This window comes from Magnetococcales bacterium, assembly GCA_015232395.1.
Classification (GTDB): domain Bacteria; phylum Pseudomonadota; class Magnetococcia; order Magnetococcales; family JADFZT01; genus JADFZT01.
On record JADFZT010000035.1, the window covers coordinates 23,239 to 47,870 of the forward strand.

The window sequence follows — 24,632 nt, forward strand, 5'->3', positions numbered from 1 at the left end:
TGAAGGGTGCTGCGGGCAAAACCATCGCCGGGCAAGGGGCTGTAGGCAAGGCTGCCGTTACCAAGGGCGGCATTGTTGCCGGTTCCGGTAAGGGCATGGCTGTTGCCGCCGCTTCTTCCAACACCATCTGGACCGGCAAAGGCTTGAGCCTGGGACTGGGATTGGGCCTGGGGGCTTGGGGGCCGGTCATCGTGGTCTCTGCCGCTGCCGCAGGATATTATTATTGGAAAAAACAGCAAACCCCGAAACTTTGGCCCTTTTAGATAGGAAGCTCTGGCCGCTGGAGAGTCTGCCAGGTGTTTGATATTGGGGATAAAACTGACCTATGCTCCTCACGGCGCCACCTGAGGGGGGATGGGTCAAAAAATGACTTGTAGAGCGATAGGGAGAGGGATATGGCCTTAGGTGCTGGCAAAGTGGGGACGGGAGTGGCTTTGCGTAAAGCCCAGATGAACATGCCCGGTGCATTGAAAGCCGCCGGTAGCAAGGGGATGCTGCCCATTGCCGCCAAAGGGGGATTCATGGGTGTGGCTTGGGGGCCGGTCATTCTGGTAGGTGTGTTGGCTGCAGTCGGAGTAGGCATTTACAACTATATGAACAAGCCTGGCCAGGAAGCTGTGGAAGAAGTCACCACTACTGAAATCGAGGCGGTGGAAGAGGCTGGCTGACGCCCCTTGGGAAAAATGGACTGCGGCTGGCAGGTTCCGGTTTTTTGCCGGGTATGATACCAGCAGGTTTGATCCTCCGGGCCGGGATGTCGAAGGGTGGAACCAGAGAGTCGAAGTCATGGAAAGAAACGATTTGGGGGGCTTTATGCCCCCTTTTTCATGAATTTTTTTGGAGAGGGCTCTAGACTCATTCCAGAAAATACGATAAGAAATCGTGAGGATGTATACGGTTTCCATTTTCAATAACAAGGGGGGCGTCGGCAAGTCCACCTTGACGGTCTTTATGGCCGACTTTTTGGCTACTCTGCGGGTACGGGAGCGGCACCTGCGGGTTTTGGTCATCGACATGGATGCCCAGGGCTCCTGTGCCACCTCCCTGCTGGGCTCCAGCCGCTCTTCTGAAGCCAAAAGGCAGGGGCATACCTTGGCGCGCCTAGCCAACGCCGTCAAACAGCCTCAGGCGGATATCACCCCTTACCTGATCAAACGCCCCCGTTCCCGTCCCAAAGGGCGCACCCAGCCCCTACCGGAGTTGTCGGTGGTGGTGCCGGATCGAGGGGAAATTTTCGCCTTTGAAGCCAACCCCCTCCATCATCTCACCCTTCTGCGGGATCGTCTGATTCCGGCACTGGAACCCTATTTTGACTTTGTCCTGATCGACCAGGCCGGGAATGTTGATGCCAGGAATCTGATGGCCATCAACGGTCTGGTGATGAGCGATGCGGTGTTGGTGCCGGTAGAGCCCTCCCGGATCAGCTTGAACGCCATGCCCGACACCATGGAGACGATTCGCCACGCTCGGGAACGGGGAGATGGTATTCATCCGGAGCTGTTGGGTCTGGTGCTTAACAAGGCCGACCGCCGCACCAAGCAATTCAAGCTGCATCTGCCCGATATTCAGGAGCTGGCCCGGGCCCTTGAGACTCCCTGGTTTGAAAATCATCTACCCAACGCCCCGGGGCTGGCCAGCGCCACCGACGACAGCCTGGCCTTTGAATCACTCAGGGAGCGTTATGGCGGCTACTATGAGCAGATTCGCAAGGTGGTCAAAGAGGTCCTGGATCGTCTCCGCACGCTTCAGTCTCAGCACAGCTAGTCTGCTCTGACGGTCATTCCGGGAGAAGTCTCCGCAGGGGCTGCTCAGATCCTTCAGAGTGAACTCCCTGTTAATCCAGAGTGATCCAGGGCGAATCAGTTCAATCCAGCTCTTTTTTGGCGGTCCAGGCCAGTGTGCCCCAGCCAAAAATAAAGCAAAAACCGCCGATGGGGGTGAGCCAGGCAAACGCTTTCACTCCGGTAAAAACCAGCAGATAGAGGCCGCCGGAAAAGAGGAGAATGCCCATCAGGAGCAGACGTCCTGCCCAGAGCAGACCCTTGGCATCGGGAAAGCGAAACAGCAATCCACCAATCAGCATCAGCCCCAGGGCGTGGTGCATCTGATAGGTGACCCCCTTGCGGAAGGTGATCAGGCGCTCAGGGTCGATCTGATCATGGAGATCATGGGCTCCGTAAGCCCCTAAAATCACTGCCAGACCAGCTGCGACGGCACCCCAAAAAAGCAATCCCTTTGCGTTCATCGTCATCTCCTGAATCATTTGGGTTGGCGGCTTCCACCGGATCCGGATTGCAAAGGCTTTTTTGGTTGGCTGGAGCCGGGGGTCAGGGGGTATTCTCCAGGAGCATCAAAGTCGGGTCAATGTTCGGCTGCCATTGACTTTGACATCGTTTTGGCATGTTATATGCCGTTGCGCAGGGTTTTCTGTCTGATCCCCATGGGCTCCTTTGGGAATTCATCCGGAGATTTCAGGCATCCGGCGCAAAGGGCTATCTGATCCATCCTGATCGACCACGTTGTTTATTGGAGGGGGCATCTCCATGCTGCGCCGGGCTCTTATTGTCGGTAACTGGAAGATGAACGGGCTGTTGGAAGGAGCTTTGGAGCTTGGAGAAGGCATCCAGGCCGGGCTTGCCGAGCGGGAAGGGCGCAAGGTGATCTGCGAGGTGGTGATCTGCCCGCCGTTCATCGCGTTGCACCCCTTGAATGAACGGCTCGGAGGCTCCTCTCTCAAGCTGGGTGGGCAAAACATGTCCGCCGAGGGAATGGGCGCGCACACCGGTGAAATATCCGGGCTCATGCTGCGCAATGTCGGCTGTCGCTATGTCCTTTTGGGCCATTCCGAACGTCGGGAAATGTATGGCGAAACCGATGCCCTGGTGGCTAAAAAAACAGCCGTCGCCTTCCAGGATGGTTTAAATCCCATCGTCTGTCTGGGAGAAAAAGAAGCCGAGCGGGATGGGGGGCAAACCCTGGAGGTGGTGGCGGCACAGCTCGAAGCCGTGATACCAAGCCTGCCGGAACCCCTCAGTCAGCGGCAAAAACTGGTGGTGGCCTATGAACCCGTCTGGGCCATCGGTACCGGTCGCAACGCCACCCCGGAGCAGGCCCAGGAGGTGCATGGCTTTTTGCGTGAACGCCTGGTGGATCTCCTGGGGGAAAAAGTCGGTAATCGCATCCGCCTGCTTTATGGCGGCTCCATGAAGCCCGGCAACGCTGCCGCTTTGCTGACGCAACCGGATGTGGATGGGGGGCTGATTGGTGGGGCTTCCCTGAAGGTCAGCGATTTCTTGGCCATCATCGACGCGCTGCCCAGCTGAAAAAAAGAGCAGCCTTTGGCTAAGACACCGAGCCTTGGGCCAGGTATAACCTAAGACACTCAATCCATCGGAATCACCTCAAGCACCGATGGCTTAACGCACTGGAGTTGGTTGCAAATGTCGCTGATCATCACTGTCATACACATCATGGTTTCCGTGGCCCTCGTTTTTGTGGTCTTGCTGCAAAAAGGCAGTGGCGCCGACATGGGCTCCGCTTTCGGCGGGAGTTCCCAATCCGTTTTTGGCGCTCAGGGCTCTGGAAGCTTTCTGGGCAAGCTGACTGCCGGTTTGGCTACGATCTTTATGATTACCAGTCTCACTCTGGCCTTTTTCACCACCCAGGAAAGTGCGGGCATCTCCATTATGAGCGAGCCGGTGGTTGAGCAGAGCCAACCTGCTGATGATATGCCGACTCCCCCATCAGCTCCCCTTGCTCCAACAGCTCCGGCTGCTCCAGCCGCTCCTTCCATACCCGCACCGGTGGAAATGCCTTCGGAGGGAGATGACTCCATTCCTTCCGTGCCCAAAGCGGGTGGATGAGAAGAGCCTGACGAAATAAGAAGGGCAGGGGGGCCGTTGACCGTTGAAAGCTGTCCGCCTGGCCGACGCGTGGGTTTTGGGTCGGGGCTGGGGATTGGCTTGATGCCAGCTCACTTCCGATTGTGAAGATTTGGATGAAGATTCAAAAAAAAGCCCTTGGGGGGGAGATCTCCCAAGGGCTTTTTTGGTTTTTTTGGAGGGTCTGGCGTCAATGCCGAAGGATTTTAGCGGGTAAATTTTTTGTAGTGCACCCGCTGAGGTTGATTGGCTTGTTCCCCCAACCGCTGGCGACGATCCGCTTCATAATCCTGATAGTTCCCCTCCCGGAATACCGCTTGGGAGTCTCCCTCAAACGCCAGAATGTGGGTGGCGATCCGGTCCAAAAACCAGCGATCATGGGAGACCACCACCGCACTGCCGGCAAATGAGAGGAGCGCTTCTTCCAAAGCCCGCAGGGTTTCGACATCCAGATCGTTGGTGGGCTCATCCAAAAGCAGGAGATTGCCTCCGGCCTTGACGATGCTGGCCAAATGAACCCGATTGCGCTCCCCGCCGGAAAGCTGGTTCATTTTTTTCTGCTGATCCGCTCCCTTGAAGTTAAACCACGAGACATAGGCCCGGGAGCTGACATCCCGTCCCCCCAGCTCTAGATTATCCTGACCTTCGGAGATGGTCTCCCAGACGCTTTTTTCCGGGTCGAGGCCGATGCGGTTTTGATCCACGTGGGCCAGTTTTACCGAATCCCCCAATTTGAGCGCGCCACCATCCGGGGTTTCCTCTCCGGTCAAAAGACGCAAAAAGGTCGATTTACCCGTACCATTGCCACCGATCACCCCCAAAATCGCCCCTCTGGGGAGCTTGAATGAGAGGTTTTCCATCAACAGACGCCCCGGAAACCCCTTGGAGAGGCCATCGGCTTCGATCACCAGCTCCCCCAATCGGGGGCCTGAGGGGATGAACAGGGAGTGGGTCTCCCGGCGCTGCTCTTTGGACTGGGCCGCCAGCTCCTCATAAGCTTTGACCCGGGCCTTGCTCTTGGCTCTTCGGGCGGATGGGGAGGCCTGCACCCACTCCAGCTCCCCTCGCAGCCGCTTGCGCAGGGCTTCATCGGAGCGTTTTTCCTGGGCCAGACGATTTTCCTTCTGCTCCAGCCAGCTGGAATAGTTGCCCTTCCAGGGGATGCCGTGGCCCCGATCCAGCTCCAAAATCCACCCGGCGACATTGTCGAGAAAATAGCGATCATGGGTGACCGCCACCACCATGCCGGGATATTCATGGAGATAGCGCTCCAGCCAAGCCACTGATTCGGCATCGAGATGGTTGGTGGGCTCATCCAGGAGCAGAATGTCCGGGGCTTGCAGCAACAGCCGACAGAGTGCCACCCGTCGTTTTTCACCGCCGGAGAGATGGTTGACCTCCGACTCCCAGGGGGGCAGGCGCAGGGCATCAGCGGCGATCTCCAGGCGGTTTTCCAGGTTCCAGCCATCCAACCGGTCGATCTCTTCCTGAAGCTCCCCCTGCTCCTCCATGAGGGCGTTCATCTCATCGTCGTCGGTCACCTCGCCAAACTTCATGGAGACTTCGTTGAAGCGGTCCAGGGCTCTCTTGACTTCAGCCACCCCCTCTTCAACATTGCCCCGCACATCCTTGTTGGGGTCGAGCTGGGGCTCCTGGGGGAGATATCCCGCCTGGATGCCGTCAGCGGGCCGGGCATCGCCGTCAAAGCTTTCATCGAGCCCAGCCATGATTTTCAGCAGGGAGGATTTCCCAGCGCCGTTCAGCCCCAGCACACCGATCTTGGCTCCTGGAAAAAAGGCCAGGGTGATGTTGGAGAGGATCACCCGTTTGGGGGGGACCACTTTGGTCACCCGATGCATGGTATAGACGAATTGTGGATCAGCCATCAGAAGAGGTTCCTGTTGTTCAAGGAGGGCACGCTCTCTGCCGTCAGGGGGCAGAGAGCGTGATGATTATGGATAGGGGGTAGCTGCGTCGGATCAGGCTTTGACCAGGGTGCGCCACTGGGGATAGTCCGACACCTTGCCTTTGACCACATCGAAAAACCGGCTCTGAATTTTTTCAGTGACCGGACCCCGGCCACCGGCACCGATCTGGCGGCCATCAAGCTCCCGGATGGGGGTGACTTCCGCAGCGGTCCCGGTGAAAAAAGCTTCGTCGGCAATGAGAACCTCATCCCGGGGGAATCGCTGTTCCAGCACCTTCATGCCCATTTCAGCGGCCAACACCATCACCGTATCCCGGGTGATGCCGTTGAGGGCGGAATCCAGGGGCGGGGTGTGGAGCATGTTGCCTTTGACCAGAAAAATGTTTTCTCCGGGGCCTTCGGCCACATACCCTTCCGGATCCAGCAGCAGGGCCTCATCAAAGCCGCTGGCTTTGGCTTCAGTCTTGGCCAAAATGGAATTGGGATAGTTCCCTACCGCCTTGGCACGGGTCATGATGGTGTTGGGGTGGTGGCGGGTGTAGGAGGAGGTTTTGATGCGAATACCGTTGATAAGCCCCTCATCCCCCAGATAGGTGCCCCACTCCCAGGCGGCCACGGTCACATGCACGTTGCAGGGCTCGGGGTTGAGGCCCATGCTTTCGGCCCCCAAAAAAACCAGCGGGCGGATATAGCCGGATTGCAGTGCATTGGCCCGAATCACCTCCAGGCACGATTCCACCATCTCCTCACGGGAATAGGGAATCTTCATGCCCAGAATATGGGCGGATTCGAAGAGACGTTTGATGTGTTCGTCCAACCGGAAGATCGCCGGTCCCTGGTCGGTTTCATAGCAGCGAATGCCTTCGAATACGCCAAAGCCGTAGTGCAGGGTATGGGTCAAGACATGGACCTTGGCTTCCCGCCAATCAACGAGTGTTCCGTCCAACCAGATTTTTCCATCCTTGTCCCACATGGCGTTGCTCACGGCCTTTTCCCCTTGATAGTAGCTGTGGATTTTTCAGTAAACCGCCTATTTTTAACCATTATCCTCCCCCAAGCCAACCCGGTTTGATCGTTTTTCGCTCTTTTTCAGGTGAGTAGGGGGGGATGGTGGCATCAGGATAGGTGAGTAGAGGTCGTGGAAGGTCGGTTCGTGATGAGTGACTGGAGAGTGAGATGAAGCAACCGGCAGAGCCCATCGGGTGCGGTTTTCCCGGATTAGAGGCTGGTTTCGTCGGAATTTTGGCGGGAAAGCAAAGAGGGATGGGTTGCATGGGGGGATACTTCGGGTTTTGACGTGGTTGGCCGTGAGTGTCAGGCTTTTCGGCTGTAGCGACGGGGGTTTGTTTTTGTTGGTATTATAATTGCAAAGTATCGACTGAGAAAAATGGTTGAAGAATAGAAGGCTATCGGGCTTGGGGCTTGAAATCGATAGGCCAGTCCAGAGGCCCATACCGACCCTGGGAGCGGGTCCGCCGATCAGTAAAAGTTTGGAGATATGGGGCATGAGTGATCCCATCACACCAAGAACAGGGGGGATTCTTGAGTTTCCGGCCGGGGGCCAGGGACAAGAGGAAAAGTCAATCCTGTGGGAAGGCAAGCAGGCGGGCTTCGGGGATCTCCTCGATACGGTCAACCCCCTCCAGCACCTACCGGTGGTCTCCCAGCTTTATCGCCAAAATACCGGGGATAATATCGGAAATCTGCCAAAACTCTTGGGGGGGACTCTGGTAGGCACCCTGACCGGTAACGCTCCGATGGCTGCGGTTTCGGCTGTGGCGGATATTTTGGTCAAGGAGAGCAGTGGTCGGGATGTGGGTGAAAACATTCTCGCCCTGGTCACTCCCCCGACGACCCCCCGGGAAAACTATACGGTGGTGGGGTCCGGGGTGCCGACGGCCAATCGCGAGGCCCCGGGAACAGCTGGTAACAGAACCGCTTATCAGCAGCATGGGTTTCAGATTTATGCCGGTGGCTCAAGTTATGCTGTTGCTGAAGCCACCAGCGGCTCATCGGTGGCGGGAAGTGGGGGCCTATCCGAGGAGGATGAGTCGTCACGGAATTCGTCAAATTAACGCAATATCGACCTGAACATACAACAAATCAACACCTTCGGGGTTACCATAATGGTCCAGCTGTTCAAAATAAAAAAAAATCAAAAATCCTCCCAAAATGAGCTTGGTCAAGGAGAGGGTGACAGCCCCCGGGTTGTGCTGGAAAACAGGCCTTTGACCCGGGGAGAGGTGAACGACCATCTCAAGGATATCATTCGCCTGGCTCGGGAAGAGCGTCTGGAATGGGCCGTGCCCCTGGTGGAGTCCCTGCGAAAATCTCTGGCCCATGACAACATGACCGGTAACGTTCCACCAGGCACCCTGACGGTCAACGGCTGGATGCGTTTGTTGGCCGAATGGGAGCGTCAGATTGTGATGCTCAAGGAGCGGCAACGCCACTTCACCCTGCGTTTCTTTGAAGATTATCTTGAGCAGAGTACGGCTAGATCTACGCCGCTGGAACCGATTTTGGATCAGCTGCTGACCCTGATGGAAAAGGTACACCTGGAAAAATCCCGGGAAGCGGCCTAGGGGTGTGTTTTAACGGAACAGATCGTGGCTATTGGCGAGTTTGATGGCAGCGGTGTGGCGATAATGGGCGAGGGTTGGGGGAGTGGCGCCAAACGGCAACCCCCATCACTCATTGTTAGGATTCATTGACCCTCGGGGAAGGGATTCCCCGCCTGGAGCCTGTGAACCTTTGAGCTGATCATGGAAGCATCAAAAAAAACAGGCTTCTTCCTGCAAGATGCCCCACGATCGCTTCAGCCCAACCCGGGACTGTTTTTCTCTGCCCCGAGTCATGAGCCGGTGTGGAAAGTGTTGCGCACCTCCCTGGTGCGTGGTGATGGGGTGATTGTCATCGGTGGCCATCCGGGGGTGGGAAAATCCCTTCTGCTGGTGCGGCTCCAGGGCATTCTTCCGGCCAATCGGGACATGACCCTCATTTCCGATCCCGACTCCGATCCCAATCAATTTTTACAGGAATTGATTCGGGGGATTGGGCCTGTGGCTCCCTCCGACCCGGAAAAAGAACAAAACCTGACCCCTCAGGATCTGTTTGACGCACTGGAAAGGCGCGCAGCAGGCAATCGCAAACAGCTGGTCGCTGTGGATCAGGCGGAAACCCTCACTGCCAAACACCTGGAATATTTGAGCATGGCCGTCCAGTTTGCCGACGATGGCCAACGACCGGTACAGGTGCTCCTGACCGGGCGCTTCGAACCCACCGATTATATGTCCTCCCCTGCTTTTCGATATTTGGCGGGAGCTGTGGTTGGTTCAGGGGATTTGACCCCGTTGACATCTTCTGAAACCCGTGAATATGTTCGCTTTTATCTGAAAAAACGCCTGGGCCAGCCCCTGCGGGTGACCCGTCCAGGCATGAATGCCATCCACCGCTTCAGCCGTGGGCTTCCCGGTGAAATCAACTTGCTCATGCAGCGGCTGCTGTTGCGGGTGAAAGAGGGCAATCTCCGGTTTGTGGGGCGCTGGACCGTGCGTCGGGTGGTTTCCGATATTTTGGGAAAACCCAAAAAAACCAAAAAACCCAAAAAGAAAATCATCAAGCGCAATATCCCCTGGGCCTCCATTCTATTGGCTCTGCCCATCGTGGGTTTTCTCATTGGTCAGGTGCTTTCCTACAAGCCTTCTCCGACACCCACGGAGACGCTTTTGGAGAGTGAAAAAAATCTCAACATGGAAACAGTCGAGATTATACAACCTGCCCGGAAGGTTCTGAAACCGAACGAACCGGCGACCCAGGAAGCGGAAGAGAAGTGGAATTGGGAAAACAAGATCACCCCCCCCAGTGAGTCCGCCTCTCCCCAGGTGAGCACACCAGTCAAATCTGCTGTTAAGGCTCCCCCACAGCCAGTGAACGCCAAACCCCGACTCAAGGGAAGTTTGAGGTCATCCAGCAGCGCCAAAAAAACCATCGCTCCCCGGAAAAAAAGCGTCCCTACCGCCAAACCCCAGAAGAGCAGCTCCTCCAGCCTGAGCTGGCAAGCCAACACACCAGCTAAAAAGCACCCCCAGACAAGCCCCATTGTCAGCCAACCGATCGCGGTGATTCCTCAGACCGAAGACGAGGGGATAAACTGGTCCACCCCGGCCTCCTCTCTGGGGAGTGTTGAAGAGAGCATGGCGCCTTCTGAGTTGGAAATAACCGAAAGCCAAACCAGAGGCGTTCCATCCAGGGATTCCCGGGAAAGCAGTCAAAATAGTGTCGCCATTCCCAAGGCGCTTCCGGTGGTTCCCAGGGGGAGCCCGGTGCTTGCCACCGAAGAGACTTTGCGTGCCAAGGGGCTCATCTATGTGGTTCAGATCGGTTCATATATCAATCGAGCCAATGCCGAACAGGTGGCTTTGGGGTTGATGGCCAAAGGGCTTCATCCCTATGTTCATCTCTTCCAGCGGGGCAATAAACGTTGGTATTCGGCCCGTTTGAACTATCGTGACCGGAACATGGCGGACCGGATGGCCCAGGAGATCAAAAGGCAGGAAAAATTGCCGGTTCAGGTGATCCCGCTTTATTACGAGTAAGGTTTTGACAGCTAAAAATATTTGGTCTGTTTGGTGGGCTCTCTGGAGGCGGGATGTTCGGTAGGGTGAGGTCGATCATTTGGCCTTGAAAAAAAGTTTCTCTGGGCGAGGATTCAGGCACCTTTTTATAAATAATCTGTCATAATCAATATATATGGCTGGACTGGATCGAGACCTTCGATTAGCGGATCAAAGACCATGAACCTGCTGAAGGAGTATGCAAAGCGCTTTACCCCCGGGTTTTTCCTGTCCGGGGAGGTGATTTCCGTTAAAGGCAAACGGGTCCGGGTCGGTACCCGGTATGGGGTTTTGGAGTTTCCGGGAAAAGGTTTGAAGCCGGAGGATCAGGTGGTGATCATTGACGGCGTTGCCGTCAAGAAAAAACCTCGCCACGATATTGGATTTCGAGTTTGAGCCAATGAAAAAGAAAATCAAATTGTTTCGAAAGCAGCATCAAGAGCTGCTGGTTTTGGTGGGTGAGATTTCCGAACTGCTGGAAAAAGAGGGCGGGGAGTGGGAGTCGGAGCGTATTTTTACCCTGCTGAAAAAATTGAGTCGGGAAGTCAAAGGGCATCTGGCTACCGAGGATATGGAGCTTTATCCCAAGCTCCTGGCCCGTAAGGACACCAACATCCGGCGGATTGCCTTGGATTTTTTTTGTGATATCAGTGAGCTGGGTTTTGTCTTTGAGCAATATCAAAAAAAATGGTCTGGTGAGGAGTTGATTCGGCTTAATCCCAAGACCTTTACCCAGGAGAGCCGAAAGATTTTTGAAGCGCTCAACGAACGCATCCAAAATGAGGAGAGTGCCTTCTTTCCTCTCTTCGACAAAAATTGAAACCACGTCGAAAATATCCCCCGGGGATCCGCTACACTCTCTCCCTTCCCCCCACGCTATCGGAGGACTGAGGTATGGCGGAAATCATCGAACTCTCCCAGTGGCGCTGGGAACAGTTGGCCAAGGAAAAAGCCCAGCGGCAGGCTCTGGTACTCCAGGCGGAAGTGTTGGCTGAAACCGGGGAGTTGCGTGGGGCAACCCGGAATATGCGCAAGCTGATGAGGAGTTGGGAAGAGGTGGCGCTGGATGTCAGCCAGGAAGGGATTGGACCCGATGCCCTTCAGGAGGAGAGACAGCTGTTGGAACGGCTGCAGGCAGCCCGACAGCGGCTGATGGATCGCAGAGCCAAACACTATGAGGATAACAATCGGGTTCACCAGCAACAGATACTCAACGAAATCCAGGCCCATCAGGGTCAGATCAGGCAGTTGCGTCTTGCTTTGAGCCAGGATTATCGGCAGGTGGAGGCGCTGACGGCCCAGGATGAGCCCTCCTCCGATTCAGTAGAGACCCTCAAGCGCTCCATCGCCCTCAAAGAGCAGCGTATCAAGGATATCTCCCGCTTGATCACCGATCTGGAGGCTCGAACCCACAATTTGTAGCCTCTTCCAGTCTGCTTCCTGCCAACACTCTCACCGGTCCAAAGCTAAAGAGGAGCTGTCAGGAACCTCCCTGTTTCTGACAGCTCCTGCTGGTCATATCTGCTTCCAAAAGGGAGAGCGTTTTCCCTGCCTGCCAAAGCCATTTTCACAGGCCTGACTGGATAGCGTGCCGATCAAATCAACGGCCAGGCAGGGCATCCAGAGCGGCGCGAATTTTTTGATCCACCTCGCCAGCAACAGCCGTTACTTCCGGATTGTCGATCACCCGGCCCATGGCCTTGGGATCCATCGCGGACACTTCCACCCCCTGGGCGCTCTCCCGGATGACGACGTTACAGGGCAGGAAAACGGCAATGTCAGGCACAGCTGTGGTGGCTCGAAGGGCCATGGGGGGGTTGCAGGCACCGAGAATCAGGGTGCGGGGGGTGTCCGCTCCCAGTTTATTCTTGAGGGTGGCTGCCACATCGATTTCGCTCAAAATACCAAATCCCTGATCAGCCAACGCCTTGCGTGCGGCTTCCACGGTCTCTTCATAACTGCCTGCAACGGCTTTGACGATGGCATAATCGATTGGTGCTTGGCTCATGATTTTTCTCCCTTGATCACAACATGATGGGTGGAGGCGGGGGCTGCCATCCTCCGGATCTGTTTCGGCACCCCTGAAAGGTGCCATGGCTTCAGGTCAAAAGGAGGCTTGGATGGTTTGGTGAATGACCTCTGGTTTCCAGGAGGGCTGCCGATCCAACGCCCCGGCCCATTTTCTTCACTTAATCCCTGCCACCTGCTTGATTTCCATCTGTTTTGTTTGATTCGATGCTTTGTTGGTCCAATTCCTTTGAACAAGAGCAGGAGGCCCATGCCAAATAGGGTGGAGGTGATTCCAAGTGATATCTCATCCACCGAAGTGGTGATCTCCTGAGTGATCAAAATAGAGGGATCCCGGGGAGATTTAACTCCAAACACTGATTTAAGGGAGCCCCGGTTAGCCAGAAAAGTTCCTGGGAGTTGGCACGATCATGGGTTTAAATCCTCAGGCATCAGAGGTGGAAGATGGTTTAAGACCTGATTTAGAGCCTCCTGGGTGACATAGTGGCTTGGGTTGAGGCCCATTTTTTTTTGAAAGGCGCGGATGGCGATCAGGGTGTTGGGGCCGGGCAGTCCATCTGCCGGGCCGGGATCGATTCCCAGGAGCGTTAGGCGGCGTTGTACCTCTTTGACGGTCTTTCGCAGGGAGTTGATGTCGCTGCGGTGCAGGCCGTTTTGCTCCTCCAGCTGTCGGATCAAATGGGCGTGTTCCTCCCGGGCTGCCACCGAGCGGGGATTGTCCGCTCCCAGGTCTGCTACGAAAATGGCCAGGGCCGTGCGTAGATTTTCTTCAGCCAAAATCTCTTTTTCCTGAGCGATCAGACAGCGGCCAAGGCCACTTTTAAGGCGTCCCAAGCGGGCATCCCGGGGATGTTCAGCCTGCTGCCACAGGAAGGTTGCCCGGGAGAAAAGTTCCTGGGCGGGGGTGTGTTGATTTTCCATATAGTGGTTTTCTGCCAGGCTCACCATCGCCAGAATGGTGCGAGGATCTTCGGCACCATAAATTTTTTCCAGAAGTGCCAAGGCTCGCTGAAAAACAGGTCGGCCATGGGCAGGATTGTTGAGTAGCTGGTGGGCCGTGGCCAGGCGGGAGAGAATCGGTATCAGGTCGGGGTGTTGTGTGCCGTTGATGTTTTCAGCAATGGCCAGGGCTGTCTTGAGTTGCTCCAGGGATTTTTCAGGATTTCCCGCCAGATTTTCCAGCTTGGCCATCTCTACCAGCACACCTACCCGCAGGGGATGGTAGGGGCCGGGGGTTTCCATGAGGATTTTTTGAGCCTGTTCGTAGAGCGGTGCGGCTTGGTTGGGATTTTCGGAGTGGGCTAAAATTTCCGCCTCCCGGATCAGATGGACAGCCAGGGCGGGGTTGTCGGATTTTTGCTTTTTTTGCTGGATTTGATAGCTTCTTTGCCGATAGCTGTGGGCCTTTTGGGGCTCTTCGACAGCTTCAGCGGCTTTGGCCAGTCCTGAAAGAGCCGGTTCCAGAAAAAGATGTTCAGGGCCATGGCTTTTTTCCAAAATGGACAGTGCCCGGGCAAACTGTTCAGCGGCCTCTTGGGGCTGGTCCAGGGTCAGGCGGATTTTGCCCAACTCCACCAACGGATTGGCGAGCAGAGGGTGATCTTCCCCCAGGGATTTTTCTTGTAGCAGAATAGCCCGGGTGAGGGGGGATGCGGCCTTTTGGGGTTGGTGATGGCTTTGATAAAACCGGGCAATCTGAAAAAGACTCCAGGCCAGACGGGGGTTTTCCGGGCCCAGCCTTTCCCCTTCCCGAACCAACGCCGCAAACCGTTCTTCAGCCTCCTCCAGGGGGATCTCCCGGGTGATGCTGAAAGCCTCTTGGGCGCGCTCCTGCCAAGCTTTTTCAGCCGCAGGGATGGGCGTGGTCCAAAGTGATGCGATGAGCCATCCGGCCAAAAGGAGCCCGGGTCTGTTTCTCATCAGACCATCGCCAGAGTGCTTGGTGGAAATCTCCGCCATATTTCAGCCCCATCTCCCGTTCATCCCGTCACGCGTCACAGTCAGGGGTGAGATGGAGAAAAAAATCGGTGCGGGATCGCCGCGTAAGGTTTTCATGATTCGAAAAGGTGCTCTGATACCCAAGTCGGGGAGTGTCGGCCAGGAAAAAAAGAGATTTTGCTATCGATCCTGCCTGAATGGTGCAGCCAAACTCTATTTGGTATCAACGCCACACGCTGTTGGCAAGGGGTTTGGAACCTATTGCGGGATAATTGCCTTGGTTTGAGTGGCAAGTGTTGAGGTGAAATGGGGAATGATGAGTGACAGGGAGGGGGGTGGGATGGTCTTGGCCGATCAAGCGGTGGATGAAAATTTAAATTTTTCTTCCTTCAAAAGGTGGATAAAATCCTCTTCGGTCAACGGCGGGCTGTAATGGTATCCCTGGATTTCGTCGCAGCCGTTTACCCGTAAAAATTCCAGCTGGTCCGCATTTTCGACCCCTTCGGCGACGACCTTGAGATGCAGCCCTCTGGCGATGGCGATGGTGGCGGAAACAATGGCGGCATCCTCTGAATCATCGGGCAGGTGCATCACAAAGGAGCGGTCGATCTTGAGGGTGTGGATGGGAAATTGTTTCAGATAGCTCAAGGAGGAGTAGCCGGTGCCAAAATCATCCACCGAAATGAAAACCCCCATGTCGTTGAGCTGCCCCATGGTGGCGATCACTTGTTTCACATCCACCATGGCGGTGCTTTCAGTGATTTCCAGCTCTAACAGTTGTGCCGGAATACCGCTTTTGGCCAGGGTGGCTTCTACGGTTTCCAGGAGATCCTCCTGTTGAAACTGCCGGGCGGAAAGGTTGACCCCAACCCGTAAGGGTCCCAGCCCCAGGTCCATGCAACTGCGGGCCATCTGGCAGGCTTCCTTGAGAATCCACAGCCCCAAGGGCACGATCAGTCCGGTCTCTTCAGCCAGGGGGATGAAATCCAGGGGGGAGACAGTTCCCACCTTCGGCCTGTTCCAGCGGACCAGTGCCTCCATGCCCACAATACGACCAGAGGTGAGATCCACCTTGGGCTGGTAGTGGAGGAGATATTCCTGACGCTCCAGGGCCTGACGCATATCCCCTTCCAGGACCAGGCGGTTTTCTGCCTGCTCCCCCATCATCCGGGTATAAAACTGACACTGGTCCCGACCGGCATTTTTGGCGCGGGTCACCGCAATTTCGGCGTTTTTGATCAGGGTTTGGGCGTTGTCCCCGTCATCCGGAAACAGGGAGACGCCGATGCTGGCGGTGAGAAACAGCTCCCGGGCTTCGAATCGGTAGGGGCGTGAGAGGGCGGTGACCAGTTTGCGCACCACGTGGACCGTATCGGTATATTCCTTGATGTCCCGTATGATCAGAGCAAAGGAGTCTCCCGAAAGCCGTCCGGTGGTGTCCCCCTCTCTGAGCACCCCTTGAAGTCGGGAGGCGGTTTCCTGTAGCAGCATATCGCCACTGGCAAAGCCCAGGCTGTTGTTGACATCCTTGAACCGGTCCAGGTTGAAGACCAGAATCATGATTTTTTCCTGGTCCCGGTGGGCGTGACGTATGGCCTGTTGCAAGCGGTCTTGGAAAAGATTGCGATTGGGCAGGCTGGTCAGGGTGTCGTGAAAAATGGTGTAACGCAGCTCTTCTTCGCTACGCTTGATATCGGTGAGGTCGTGAAACAGCCCGACAAAGTTGGTGATGGTCCCGTTTTTGTCCCGAATGGCGGTGATGGTGAGGCTCTGGGGAAAGGCCTCCCCATCTTTACGGCGGTTCCAGATCTCTCCCTGCCATTGACCCTGGTTGGTGATCTGATCCCACATTTCCCGGTAAAAACCGCTCTCCTGACGACCTGATCGGAGCAGTCGGGGATTTTTGCCGATCACCTCCTGGGGGGTGTAGCCGGTAATGGCGCTGAAAGCGGGATTGACCGATTGGATCATGCCTTCACTGTCGGTCACCATCACCCCTTCGATGGCGTTGTCAAACACCTGGGTGGTGATTTGGATGTGGTCTTCGGCCAGATGCATGGCATCGTTGAAGACCCGGGTGGCGATTTTGAGCTTGTTTTCCGCTTCCCGGCGTTCGGTTATGTCCAGGAGGGTGCAGAGCATGCGTACCGGACGGCCCTTGGCATCCCGGTCCACCTCGCCCTGGGAGAGGGTAAAACGAACCGAGCCGTCCGGGCGGACCATGCGGTGTTCCAGGTTGAACGCCTGTTTTTCAAAGAGTGCGGCATCCAGGGTTCTTTGAAAATGATCCCGGTCTTCGGGGTGGATGGCATCCAAAAAAGAGCCCTGATTGGGAAGATGCTCACCGATGGGTAGATCAAGGATTCGAAACACCTCATCGGACCAAAGGCTGGTGCCCGCCGTGATGTCCCACTCCCAGTTGCCCAAATGGGCAATTTCTTGGGCCTTGGCCAGTCGCTGTCGGTTGTTTTCCAGAGCGGCTTCGGCTTTTTTTCGTTCGGTGATGTCCTGGATGATGGCAGAAAAAAAGCGGGCACCGTCGGAAATACCGGTGCCCAGGGAGATGGAGACTGGAAATTCAGTGCCATCCTGGCGCTGGGCATAGGTTTCGAAGGTTTTTTTCGGGGTGAAGGGGTGTCTGGCGCGGCTGACCTCTCTCAAACCATTGATATGGTCCTGCCGATAGCGCTCGGGCATCAGCCGGGTCAGGGGTTGGCCCAGGATCTCTTTTTCCTGAAAGCCGAAGATCGCCTCAGCCCCCAGATTCCAAAAGGTGACGAGCCCCTCTTCGTTGGCGGCGATGATGGCGTTGGTGGCGGATTGGGCCAAGGCCCGAAACCGTTCCTCACTCTTTTCCAGCGCCCGTAGATCCCGATAAGCCCGCAGGCAGACCATCACCGTTGAGATCAGTTTTTGATCCGAAAGATCGGTCTTTTCCTTGTAGTCGTTGATATCGTACTGGGAGATCACCGACATTTCCGGCGCCTGACCCGGTTGACCGGTTCTCAGGATGATCCGCACAAAGGGATTTTTCAGCTCCTGGCGGATGTAGCGGGCCACTTCCAGGCCAGCATCATCGGTCTCCATCACCACATCCAGGAGCAGGATAGCCGTATCCGGGTGTTCCGCCAGCATCCGTTTGGCATCGGCCCCGGAGTAGCCGCTCAACAGGTTGAGATCCAGCCCGTCAAAGTGAATGCCCCGGAGGATAACCCGGGTCAGGGCGTGGATATCCACATCATCGTCGATGATCATCACTTTCCAGGGGGATTGTTCTTTTCTGGAAAGAGAGTCGGTGGGCAGGTTGGCTCTTTCAGACGGCTCCTCTTCATCCGCGAAGGCGAGTTCGTCTTCGGGATGGGGGGGGGGGTGGGCGAGAAATACCCGTTTATCAGAGGTAGCCATGGGCCGTATCATTTATCAATTCCCGCTTCTCTGGCAAGGCCTTCCATGTGGCTGTTTCCTTGAATGGCAGCTGTTGTATCAATTGAATTTAATTAATTCATTGATTATCAAGAAATATGTTTGGCTTGAATAGTGGTTTTTCATCTGTTGGGTTTTGGGATGATTTATCCCGCAATTTGGTGGTTGAGGGAGGGGGCGATTGTTTTTGGTTGTATGGTTGCTTTCATCAGTGGCTACAACAGATGGGCCGGGCGGGCAAACGGCTCCAGGAGAGCTGTTTCGACCTTGATGAGAAAGAAAAAAGATACCTCAGTGGTTATTCTGACGACTGGGTATCCTGATACTCTTCCTGGATGGTAAGGAATGAGTCCAGATTGTCCATGAGCAGATCCACCAGGCGGGGATCAAAGCGTTGGCCCCGCTCCTCTTTGATCAGGGAGACGATTTTGTCCATATCCCACGCCTCCCGATAGCAGCGGTCGTGGAGCAGGGTGTCGAAAACATCCAGCAGGGTGGTGATTCGGGCGTGAATGTGGATCTCCTCCCCTGAAAGTCTCTTGGGGTAGCCATTGCCATCCCAGCGTTCATGGTGCTGTTCAGCAATGACGGCAGCCACCTGAAACACCTTGCGATTGGATTTTTCCAGGATTTTACGCCCCATTTCCGCATGACCCTGCATCACTTGCCACTCGTCGTCCGTCAATTTGCCGGGCTTGTTGAGGATCTGATCGGGTACGCCGATTTTACCCAGATCGTGCATGGGGGAGGCCAGCCAGAGATCTCTGGCGGCATTTTCGGAGAGCCCTGCCAGGCGGGCCAGCCAGCGGGAGCTTTCCGCCACCCGGCGTACATGGTTGCCCCCCTCCTGGGAGCGAATGTCGATCACCTCTCCCAGGGTGAAGGAGACATCCCGCTGGGTATGGAGGATTTCCCGGTTGAGATAGAGATTGTCGAAAGCAAATCCCACGTTGGTGGAAAAAAGTCGGATCAGGGTCTGGTCGGTTTCGGTGAGGGCGTGGCGGCCCTTGAGATAAATCAGGTTTTCGGAGCCGTTATGGGTGCGGAAATAACCCACGAAGGTATCCCCCGAAAAAAGATCCTGGCGGGAGGTGGAAACCTGCTGCAGTTGATCCAGAATGCCGTTGGCCACCACCTCTTCCATGGACTTGCCGATGTGACTGCCATAGCTGCCGTTGGCGGCATAGAGGATATATTTACCCTCTTCGTTGGTGGCGGCGAAACCGGAAGCGGGTTGAACGTAGAGGGAACTCTCCTCCAGATTCAACAGGGCAGCCAGCTGGGTGAGAACACCCGTCGCCAACTGTTTTAACGAGCGGATTTCAAAGAGGCTGCCTGTGGCCTGAACCACCTTTTCCAGACCCTTGCGATTTTTTTCGATGTTGAGCAGATCCCGATAACCCCGCAGGGAGGCGGTAATCACGGTGATCATCTTCTGATCGGTGATATCGGTCTTTTCCTTGTAGTCATTGATATCATACTCGCTGATGACCTCAGGCTCCGGGGCCTGGCCGGGCTGGCCGGTACGCAGCACGATACGGATAAAGCGGTTTTTCAGGGTTTCCCGGACATAACGCACCACATCGAGACCAGCGGTTTCGGTCTCCATCACCACATCCAGCAGCAAGACTGCGATATCGGGGTGGGCCTTGACCAGTTTTTGGGCTTCTTCACCGGAGTGGGCACTCAAAAAGCTGAGTTTTGCCCCCTCGAAGGCAAAATTTTTCAGCACCAGTCGGGTCATGAGATGGACTTCGGGCTGATCGTCGGCGATGAGAATTTTCCAGGGGGCGGGAGCTTTTTCCTCACTGGAGCTTGAGGGGGAATCAGTCGTGGGTTCGTCGGCGAACAGGAGTTCTTCGTTGGAGATGTTGTCGGTCTCATCGTGGCTGTTCATCACAAACCTCTGCTCTCATTCAGTGGGATTCCGGGCAGTAAGTGCTTTGTTGGCTGACAATTCAGTCTGTTTTGGTCAGCACTTTTACAAGTCGGCCCTGGGATTTTATTCGGTCAACTCTTCACACTCTTCCCTGGAAAAGGGGATTCGAATATCAAACTGAGCCCCCCCATCCGGTGCATCCAGACAGAGGATGGTGCCCTTTAGATTACGGGTGATCAGGTTATAGACGATATGCATCCCCAGGCCGCTCCCTCCCTGGCCCCGTTTGGTGGTAAAAAAAGGTTCGAAAATACGATGTTGGAATTCTTTCGGGATACCCATGCCGTTATCCTGGTAGCGTATCAGGATCTCTTCCCCCTGGGGAATCACCACGAGCTTAATGTGGCCCCCTTCGTTGGATTGAAAGCCGTGGTTGAGGGAGTTGATGACCAGGTTGGTGATGATTTGGGAAAAAGCCCCGGGCCGACTTTTGATCAGCAATTTATCGTCACAAACAATATCGAAGGTGTGCCTGGTTTTTTTAAGCCGGGGGCCCAGGCTGATCATGATTTTGTCGATATATTCCCGCAACAGGAAATCCCGGCAGTCGTGGGTTGATTGATCCACAGCGACCTGTTTGAAGGAGCGGATCAGATCGGCTGCCCGTTGCAGGTTGGTGAGAATCATCTCTGTGGATTCGGTGGCTGTTTCAAAATAATTTTCCAGGTCCGAGCGCTTCATGGTGCCGTGTTGATAAAGATCGGCACACTCCTGGGTTTTGCGCTCCAGATGGGAGGCTGCTGTCACGCCGATGCCTACCGGGGTGTTGATTTCGTGGGAAATGCCAGCTACCAACCCCCCAAGAGCTGCCATTTTTTCCGATTGCACCAGTTGGGTCTGGGTGCGCTTGACCATCTCCAGGGAGGAGCGCAGGGCCTCATTGGAATCCTTCAGCTGTTGGGCCTGATCGGCGTCTTTTTGTCGGGCGGTGAGGAGTTCACTTGTCAGGGTTTGAAACTGGTCTCCCATGAGTGCCAGCTGATCCCCCTGGAGGGAGGCGGTGGACTTGAGGCCCAGATGATCGTAGGCAAAGGTCACCATGGAGCGGGTAAATTTTTCGATATTGTGGGCGATCCAAAATACGATAATGAAAAAGACCGAAATTAAAAACAGCTGGCTGGTTGCACGCCAGGTACGGGTCTGGGTGCGGATGGAAGCTTCCAGGTTTTTCAAACGGGTGGCAGGGATCAGGGTGGCAAAATGGAGGATGGTTTCCGAGTAAAAGCCGTAATCGAGAAACTCCTTGCCGAGGAGATAATACTCTTTTTCCAACGTGGCCAGTTCAGTCCCGCTCGGGATGAGATCCGGTCGGCTGCTGGCCAAAATTTGCGTGGCATCTCTCTTGATGAAGACCACGATTCCCTGGGTGTGAAAGCGGTGTTCGAAGGAGATTAAAAAGTCGTTGTCCAGGGGAGAGACCAGCGCAAGCCACCCACGGGGGAGTTGATTTTCCCCCCTCAGGGCGGCAGTCGTGATCAGATAGGGCTTGTCATCATATTCCAAAATGGCATTGGCACTATCCATACCCACGACTTCTGAGATCGCCCCTTCGAGAAAGGCGGTGGGAAGGGGGGGGCGACTGACTTGATAGGCTTCCCGAACCCGTTGCAGGGGATCCAGAAGGAGAATGTAGGGGATGTGGGCATTTCCCCGCAGCAGGGAGGAGGGGGGGAGCCATCGGGTTTTGCGGTTGTGGTAAACAATTTCAGGCTGGGGCGTGTCAACCCAGCCCTCTGTTTCCCGGGTAGCCACATACGCCTCGAAAGCCTTTTGTCCAGCCAACAGCCGGGCCATTTGGCTCCTGTCCCGTACGGCATTATCCAGATGGATCCGATCCTCTTTGGCCTTTTCGTCCAGTTCCGCCAAACGGTGCTGGGTGAAAAGCCGTTCCAGGCGGTCCCCTTCCCAGAGATCCAGGAGGCCCCAAGCCATGAGACCTCCCAAGGCGGTCAAAATCAGCGCCTTCAGGGTGATGGGGACTCCCTTGCGCCACCGGTCGAGCAGGGAGGAAGAAGCGGGTTTCCCCTGCTTCATTCAGGTTCTCCGATCAGCTCGTTGCCCCGAAACTGCCAGCCATTTTTGCGCAAGGATAGTGTCGGAACCAGATGGAATCCGGAATCGATCCGGTTGAGGTTTTTTTCCAGGTGTTTCACCAGTTCCGTAGCGCGTTCATTGGCTATCCCGGAGGCAGACCAGGAGGTGATGTTGTAAGTGCGGTAAAAGGGGTAGCGGCCCGCTGCCAGATCCAGGCTGGAAAAGGGGGAGAGGCCGTCGATTTTGATCGGTTTGGTGCGACCCTTATCCCGATAACGGTTCATATCCCAGATCACTTCATAGCCGATGGCCCCTTTATAATCACCCACCGAGGCGATCATTTCCGGAATGGTGCCCACCTCCGATATTTGGGGTCCGTAGAGGTTTTCATTGTCCAGAATCAAACGCCAGTGGCCGGGGCGGGTTTTGCAGTGGAGTCGGGCCACGGGCTTGATGGGGATCTCCCCCAGGGATTTTCCGGAAGGGGTGGGGATATCGGACCATTTGGAGATATGGCCCTGAAAGATATCCTCAACCTGGCTTCGGGTGAGTGACTCCACAGGGTTGTCCGGATGGACCAGGATTGCCAGGGAAGCGATACCCATGGTGTGAAACGTCAGGCCCGGCATGCGGTCTCCCAAGCCAGGCGGGCAACAAAAACCGGCAATATCGACTTTTTTTTGATTCAACATGCCCTGGGAAGTGCCGCAAGTCCCTTCCTTGACCGCGATGTCCCATTTTTTTTCACGGGCAAAGGTTTGGATCATGGGGAGCAGGGCTGGATAGAGATGCTGGTCGAGTACCGCAGCCATATCCGCCTTGTCGGCCCAGTCGGCATATTGAATGGGGCGTTTGCTCCAGGCGGCGGATTTGGGCAGGGTCAGGTCGGGGTCGGTAAAAGGGGCACCTTGTAGGGTGTCACGCCCTTGGGCAGGCAGGGGCAGGGCTGTCAGAAGTGCCAACGTGAATAGCAGAAACGGGAGGGACGGTTTGGAAAGGTCCATGGTCTGGCCTCCACAAGTTGATCTTATGCATGGTTACATTTTATTGCATGTTAACACCTCATTTAGTCAACGAGTGAGGGTTTTTTTATTCGGACAGCTCCAGGAGATCCGGGTGTGGGGCTTGTCAGACTGTTTTTGCATCATTTGTAGGCATTTTTTTGGGTTGGCAGGTTAGATAGGATGCGTTTTGCTTAAATATTGGGCGTTTTCTCCGTTTTGTTTCTCTTCGTAACAACCCCGCCAGATTGTTCTTTTCCCTTCCTGAACATGCTTTTTTATCGGTTGGTCCTCGAATTGCGGAAAGGGGGTGTTTGGAATATCCGTGGCAACCAGGGAGCTGAGAGGCTCCTGGAAGTCGTTTCGAGAGCCTGGGGAAAGGATCGGTCAGGAATGAAATGGATCGTTGCCATCATCAAGCCAAGGAATAGAGGAGTGATAGCGCTGGCTGAAGGCTGTTTATCTGGCTGAAGGCTATCTATAAAGATCAAGCGGAAGGTTTTGTCGATTTTTCCGCCGATGAAAAGGGAATCCTGCCCGACAGGCTCTCCTTGCGGTTAACGAAGTGCCCGGTGATGGGGCGGACGTCAGAGAGGGGCGTCAACCGTGAAGGAGAAGAAACAATTCCCTTAACGCCGTCGATCAGGCTATCCTGGTAAAATGGGGAGGCTCGGTCGGCGGCGTTTTTGTCTCCAATCCCCCCCCAAAAAAAAATCCAAACGCCCCAAGTCGGCCCGTCCACTGTTGGGTAGGCCAGTCGCCACAAAAAAATTCAGGGAGCCTTTTTTATGAATTTCCGCTTCTCATTCCTTCTCCTGTTGTTGGTCACCTGCTTCTGGTTGACCCCTGCATCGATCCAGGCCGAAAGCAAAAAATATGGCCGCTGGACCCCTGCCGAGGAACAAGTGGACCGCACCCAGGAGATGGTCCGGGAGTTGACCGCCATTGTCGAGGAGGGGACCGAGGATCAGGCGGCTCACCCCTCCTTTCTCAAGGATTTGCGGCGACTCATCCAAAAATATCAGACAACGACTCTCAAACGGCTCTTTTTTGATGATTTTTCCGACGGCAACTATACCAAAAATCCCGTTTGGAAGGTGACCGAAGGGGTTTTTCGTATCAATCGTTCCGGTGTTTTGGTGCCCCGCTTCAAGTCCAGCAGTCGCCGCTCCCAAAACAGCAGCTCAGGGGATCGTAAACTGGAGATCATCCTGGGGGTGGTGGGGGCGCTCTCCGGCCAAAATGCCGAGAAGGATTCCGGTGCGGTGGAGGCGGAAATCATCGACAACACCCCGGCAGCCATTCACACCAAGGCGAATTTGCCCGGTGCCTTTGATCTGCGTTTTCAACTCCAGGCGGAGAATCGCTCCGGGGAGACCACCATCGGATTTTTCCGGGGTCGGAGTCGCACCAGTGGCTACCGGTTGGAGCTGCCCTGGGACTTTGCCACCGGCGGCACATTGCGCCTGGTCAAGGTGGTGCGGGGACAGCCCTATCTGGTAGCGGATGCCCCCACCCGGGCTACCGACCTGGACCGGGGCTTGACCCACTCCATTCGTTGGCAGCGTGACGATGAAGGGCGGATGGTGATCCATATGGATGGTGAGGAAATTTTAAAGACCAAGGACTATAGCCGCTGGGGGGACTATGACGGTCTCTCCATCGTCGCCAAGGAAGGGGTGTTTGGTTACGACAATCTGGAGATCTATGAGGTCCAGTGATCGACTGATTCGAAGAGGGATGGGACTGAAGAGGGCGCTGTTTTGGTTTGGTATAGCAGTTCTATCTCAAAATTGAACACTCTTCCCTGACTCGTCATCCCCGCGAAGGCGGGGATCCAGGGAG

General features: G+C 55.4%; 20 protein-coding genes and 1 pseudogene. 12 read left to right on the forward strand and 9 right to left on the reverse strand.

Features of this window, described 5'->3' with window-relative positions; genetic code table 11:
• Positions 1 to 122 precede the first annotated feature (122 nt).
• From HQL52_11065 to HQL52_11075, 3 genes and pseudogenes are all read left to right on the forward strand, one after another.
• Positions 123 to 194: pseudogene (locus HQL52_11065) on the forward strand (magnetic particle specific iron-binding protein).
• A 201-nt stretch (positions 195 to 395) separates the two neighbouring features.
• A complete protein-coding gene (locus HQL52_11070) occupies positions 396 to 668 on the forward strand; it encodes a hypothetical protein (protein ID MBF0369984.1) in 273 nt (90 codons plus the stop codon).
• Between the two features lie 220 nt (positions 669 to 888).
• Positions 889 to 1,764, forward strand: a complete 876-nt coding sequence (locus HQL52_11075; GenBank protein ID MBF0369985.1) for a ParA family protein — start codon at positions 889 to 891, stop codon at positions 1,762 to 1,764.
• A 100-nt stretch (positions 1,765 to 1,864) separates the two neighbouring features.
• On the opposite strand, the gene HQL52_11080 is transcribed toward HQL52_11075, so the two are convergent.
• The gene (locus tag HQL52_11080; GenBank protein ID MBF0369986.1) at positions 1,865 to 2,245 is read right to left on the reverse strand and encodes a DUF423 domain-containing protein; all 381 of its coding nucleotides are present in this window, start codon (positions 2,243 to 2,245) and stop codon (positions 1,865 to 1,867) included.
• A gap of 301 nt (positions 2,246 to 2,546) precedes the next feature.
• On the opposite strand from HQL52_11080, the gene HQL52_11085 reads away from it, so the two are divergent.
• Positions 2,547 to 3,323 carry a triose-phosphate isomerase gene (locus tag HQL52_11085; protein ID MBF0369987.1) on the forward strand — a complete coding sequence of 259 codons (777 nt, stop codon included), beginning with the start codon at positions 2,547 to 2,549 and terminating at the stop codon, positions 3,321 to 3,323.
• 117 nt (positions 3,324 to 3,440) lie between these two features.
• A complete protein-coding gene (gene secG, locus HQL52_11090; GenBank protein MBF0369988.1) occupies positions 3,441 to 3,863 on the forward strand; it encodes a preprotein translocase subunit SecG in 423 nt (140 codons plus the stop codon).
• Between the two features lie 224 nt (positions 3,864 to 4,087).
• On the opposite strand, the gene ettA is transcribed toward secG, so the two are convergent.
• Together ettA and ilvE are read right to left on the reverse strand one after the other, a co-directional pair.
• Positions 4,088 to 5,767: an energy-dependent translational throttle protein EttA gene (gene ettA / locus HQL52_11095; GenBank protein MBF0369989.1), complete on the reverse strand. Its 1,680-nt coding sequence runs from the start codon at positions 5,765 to 5,767 to the stop codon at positions 4,088 to 4,090.
• A gap of 93 nt (positions 5,768 to 5,860) precedes the next feature.
• Positions 5,861 to 6,781: a branched-chain-amino-acid transaminase gene (gene ilvE / locus HQL52_11100; protein ID MBF0369990.1), complete on the reverse strand. Its 921-nt coding sequence runs from the start codon at positions 6,779 to 6,781 to the stop codon at positions 5,861 to 5,863.
• Positions 6,782 to 7,313: 532 nt separating this feature from the next.
• Between ilvE and HQL52_11105 the strand changes: the two genes are divergently transcribed.
• The 6 genes from HQL52_11105 to HQL52_11130 all read left to right on the forward strand — a co-directional run bounded on the left by HQL52_11105 (position 7,314) and on the right by HQL52_11130 (position 11,846).
• A complete protein-coding gene (locus tag HQL52_11105) occupies positions 7,314 to 7,883 on the forward strand; it encodes a hypothetical protein (GenBank protein MBF0369991.1) in 570 nt (189 codons plus the stop codon).
• A gap of 51 nt (positions 7,884 to 7,934) precedes the next feature.
• Complete coding sequence (locus HQL52_11110) at positions 7,935 to 8,393, forward strand: hypothetical protein (protein MBF0369992.1); 459 nt, start codon at positions 7,935 to 7,937, stop codon at positions 8,391 to 8,393.
• A 180-nt stretch (positions 8,394 to 8,573) separates the two neighbouring features.
• The gene (locus tag HQL52_11115) at positions 8,574 to 10,406 is read left to right on the forward strand and encodes an AAA family ATPase (protein ID MBF0369993.1); all 1,833 of its coding nucleotides are present in this window, start codon (positions 8,574 to 8,576) and stop codon (positions 10,404 to 10,406) included.
• 198 nt (positions 10,407 to 10,604) lie between these two features.
• The gene (locus tag HQL52_11120) at positions 10,605 to 10,820 is read left to right on the forward strand and encodes a hypothetical protein (GenBank protein ID MBF0369994.1); all 216 of its coding nucleotides are present in this window, start codon (positions 10,605 to 10,607) and stop codon (positions 10,818 to 10,820) included.
• Between the two features lie 4 nt (positions 10,821 to 10,824).
• Positions 10,825 to 11,244, forward strand: coding sequence for a hemerythrin domain-containing protein (locus HQL52_11125; protein ID MBF0369995.1), 420 nt, complete (start codon positions 10,825 to 10,827; stop codon positions 11,242 to 11,244).
• A 74-nt stretch (positions 11,245 to 11,318) separates the two neighbouring features.
• The gene (locus HQL52_11130; GenBank protein MBF0369996.1) at positions 11,319 to 11,846 is read left to right on the forward strand and encodes a hypothetical protein; all 528 of its coding nucleotides are present in this window, start codon (positions 11,319 to 11,321) and stop codon (positions 11,844 to 11,846) included.
• Positions 11,847 to 12,024: 178 nt separating this feature from the next.
• Here the strand turns inward: HQL52_11130 and HQL52_11135 are convergent, their stop codons facing one another.
• The 6 genes from HQL52_11135 to HQL52_11160 all read right to left on the reverse strand — a co-directional run bounded on the left by HQL52_11135 (position 12,025) and on the right by HQL52_11160 (position 22,790).
• Positions 12,025 to 12,432: a DUF302 domain-containing protein gene (locus tag HQL52_11135; GenBank protein MBF0369997.1), complete on the reverse strand. Its 408-nt coding sequence runs from the start codon at positions 12,430 to 12,432 to the stop codon at positions 12,025 to 12,027.
• Between the two features lie 428 nt (positions 12,433 to 12,860).
• Positions 12,861 to 14,372, reverse strand: a complete 1,512-nt coding sequence (locus tag HQL52_11140) for a tetratricopeptide repeat protein (GenBank protein ID MBF0369998.1) — start codon at positions 14,370 to 14,372, stop codon at positions 12,861 to 12,863.
• 372 nt (positions 14,373 to 14,744) lie between these two features.
• Positions 14,745 to 17,795 carry an EAL domain-containing protein gene (locus HQL52_11145; GenBank protein ID MBF0369999.1) on the reverse strand — a complete coding sequence of 1,017 codons (3,051 nt, stop codon included), beginning with the start codon at positions 17,793 to 17,795 and terminating at the stop codon, positions 14,745 to 14,747.
• A gap of 316 nt (positions 17,796 to 18,111) precedes the next feature.
• Positions 18,112 to 19,710, reverse strand: coding sequence for a DUF3369 domain-containing protein (locus HQL52_11150; protein ID MBF0370000.1), 1,599 nt, complete (start codon positions 19,708 to 19,710; stop codon positions 18,112 to 18,114).
• A gap of 105 nt (positions 19,711 to 19,815) precedes the next feature.
• Entirely contained in the window at positions 19,816 to 21,786 is a 1,971-nt protein-coding gene (locus HQL52_11155; protein MBF0370001.1) for a HAMP domain-containing histidine kinase, read from the reverse strand.
• Complete coding sequence (locus tag HQL52_11160; protein ID MBF0370002.1) at positions 21,783 to 22,790, reverse strand: substrate-binding domain-containing protein; 1,008 nt, start codon at positions 22,788 to 22,790, stop codon at positions 21,783 to 21,785. The genes HQL52_11155 and HQL52_11160 overlap by 4 nt, the downstream gene beginning before the upstream one ends.
• A 785-nt stretch (positions 22,791 to 23,575) precedes the next feature.
• Between HQL52_11160 and HQL52_11165 the strand changes: the two genes are divergently transcribed.
• A complete protein-coding gene (locus tag HQL52_11165) occupies positions 23,576 to 24,508 on the forward strand; it encodes a hypothetical protein (GenBank protein MBF0370003.1) in 933 nt (310 codons plus the stop codon).
• The last annotated feature ends 124 nt before the right edge of the window (positions 24,509 to 24,632 follow it).

Coding starts and splice junctions, on each gene's coding strand:
- HQL52_11115 (MBF0369993.1), top strand. CDS start 8,574: ATGGAAGCATCAAAAAAAACAGGCTTCTTCCTGCAAGATGCCCCACGA.
- HQL52_11125 (MBF0369995.1), top strand. CDS start 10,825: ATGAAAAAGAAAATCAAATTGTTTCGAAAGCAGCATCAAGAGCTGCTG.
- HQL52_11075 (MBF0369985.1), top strand. CDS start 889: ATGTATACGGTTTCCATTTTCAATAACAAGGGGGGCGTCGGCAAGTCC.
- HQL52_11070 (MBF0369984.1), top strand. CDS start 396: ATGGCCTTAGGTGCTGGCAAAGTGGGGACGGGAGTGGCTTTGCGTAAA.
- HQL52_11165 (MBF0370003.1), top strand. CDS start 23,576: ATGAATTTCCGCTTCTCATTCCTTCTCCTGTTGTTGGTCACCTGCTTC.
- HQL52_11110 (MBF0369992.1), top strand. CDS start 7,935: ATGGTCCAGCTGTTCAAAATAAAAAAAAATCAAAAATCCTCCCAAAAT.
- secG (MBF0369988.1), top strand. CDS start 3,441: ATGTCGCTGATCATCACTGTCATACACATCATGGTTTCCGTGGCCCTC.
- ilvE (MBF0369990.1), bottom strand. CDS start 6,781: ATGTGGGACAAGGATGGAAAAATCTGGTTGGACGGAACACTCGTTGAT.
- HQL52_11155 (MBF0370001.1), bottom strand. CDS start 21,786: ATGAAGCAGGGGAAACCCGCTTCTTCCTCCCTGCTCGACCGGTGGCGC.
- ettA (MBF0369989.1), bottom strand. CDS start 5,767: ATGGCTGATCCACAATTCGTCTATACCATGCATCGGGTGACCAAAGTG.
- HQL52_11120 (MBF0369994.1), top strand. CDS start 10,605: ATGAACCTGCTGAAGGAGTATGCAAAGCGCTTTACCCCCGGGTTTTTC.
- HQL52_11080 (MBF0369986.1), bottom strand. CDS start 2,245: ATGAACGCAAAGGGATTGCTTTTTTGGGGTGCCGTCGCAGCTGGTCTG.
- HQL52_11135 (MBF0369997.1), bottom strand. CDS start 12,432: ATGAGCCAAGCACCAATCGATTATGCCATCGTCAAAGCCGTTGCAGGC.
- HQL52_11160 (MBF0370002.1), bottom strand. CDS start 22,790: ATGGACCTTTCCAAACCGTCCCTCCCGTTTCTGCTATTCACGTTGGCA.
- HQL52_11140 (MBF0369998.1), bottom strand. CDS start 14,372: ATGAGAAACAGACCCGGGCTCCTTTTGGCCGGATGGCTCATCGCATCA.
- HQL52_11130 (MBF0369996.1), top strand. CDS start 11,319: ATGGCGGAAATCATCGAACTCTCCCAGTGGCGCTGGGAACAGTTGGCC.
- HQL52_11105 (MBF0369991.1), top strand. CDS start 7,314: ATGAGTGATCCCATCACACCAAGAACAGGGGGGATTCTTGAGTTTCCG.
- HQL52_11145 (MBF0369999.1), bottom strand. CDS start 17,795: ATGGCTACCTCTGATAAACGGGTATTTCTCGCCCACCCCCCCCCCCAT.
- HQL52_11150 (MBF0370000.1), bottom strand. CDS start 19,710: ATGAACAGCCACGATGAGACCGACAACATCTCCAACGAAGAACTCCTG.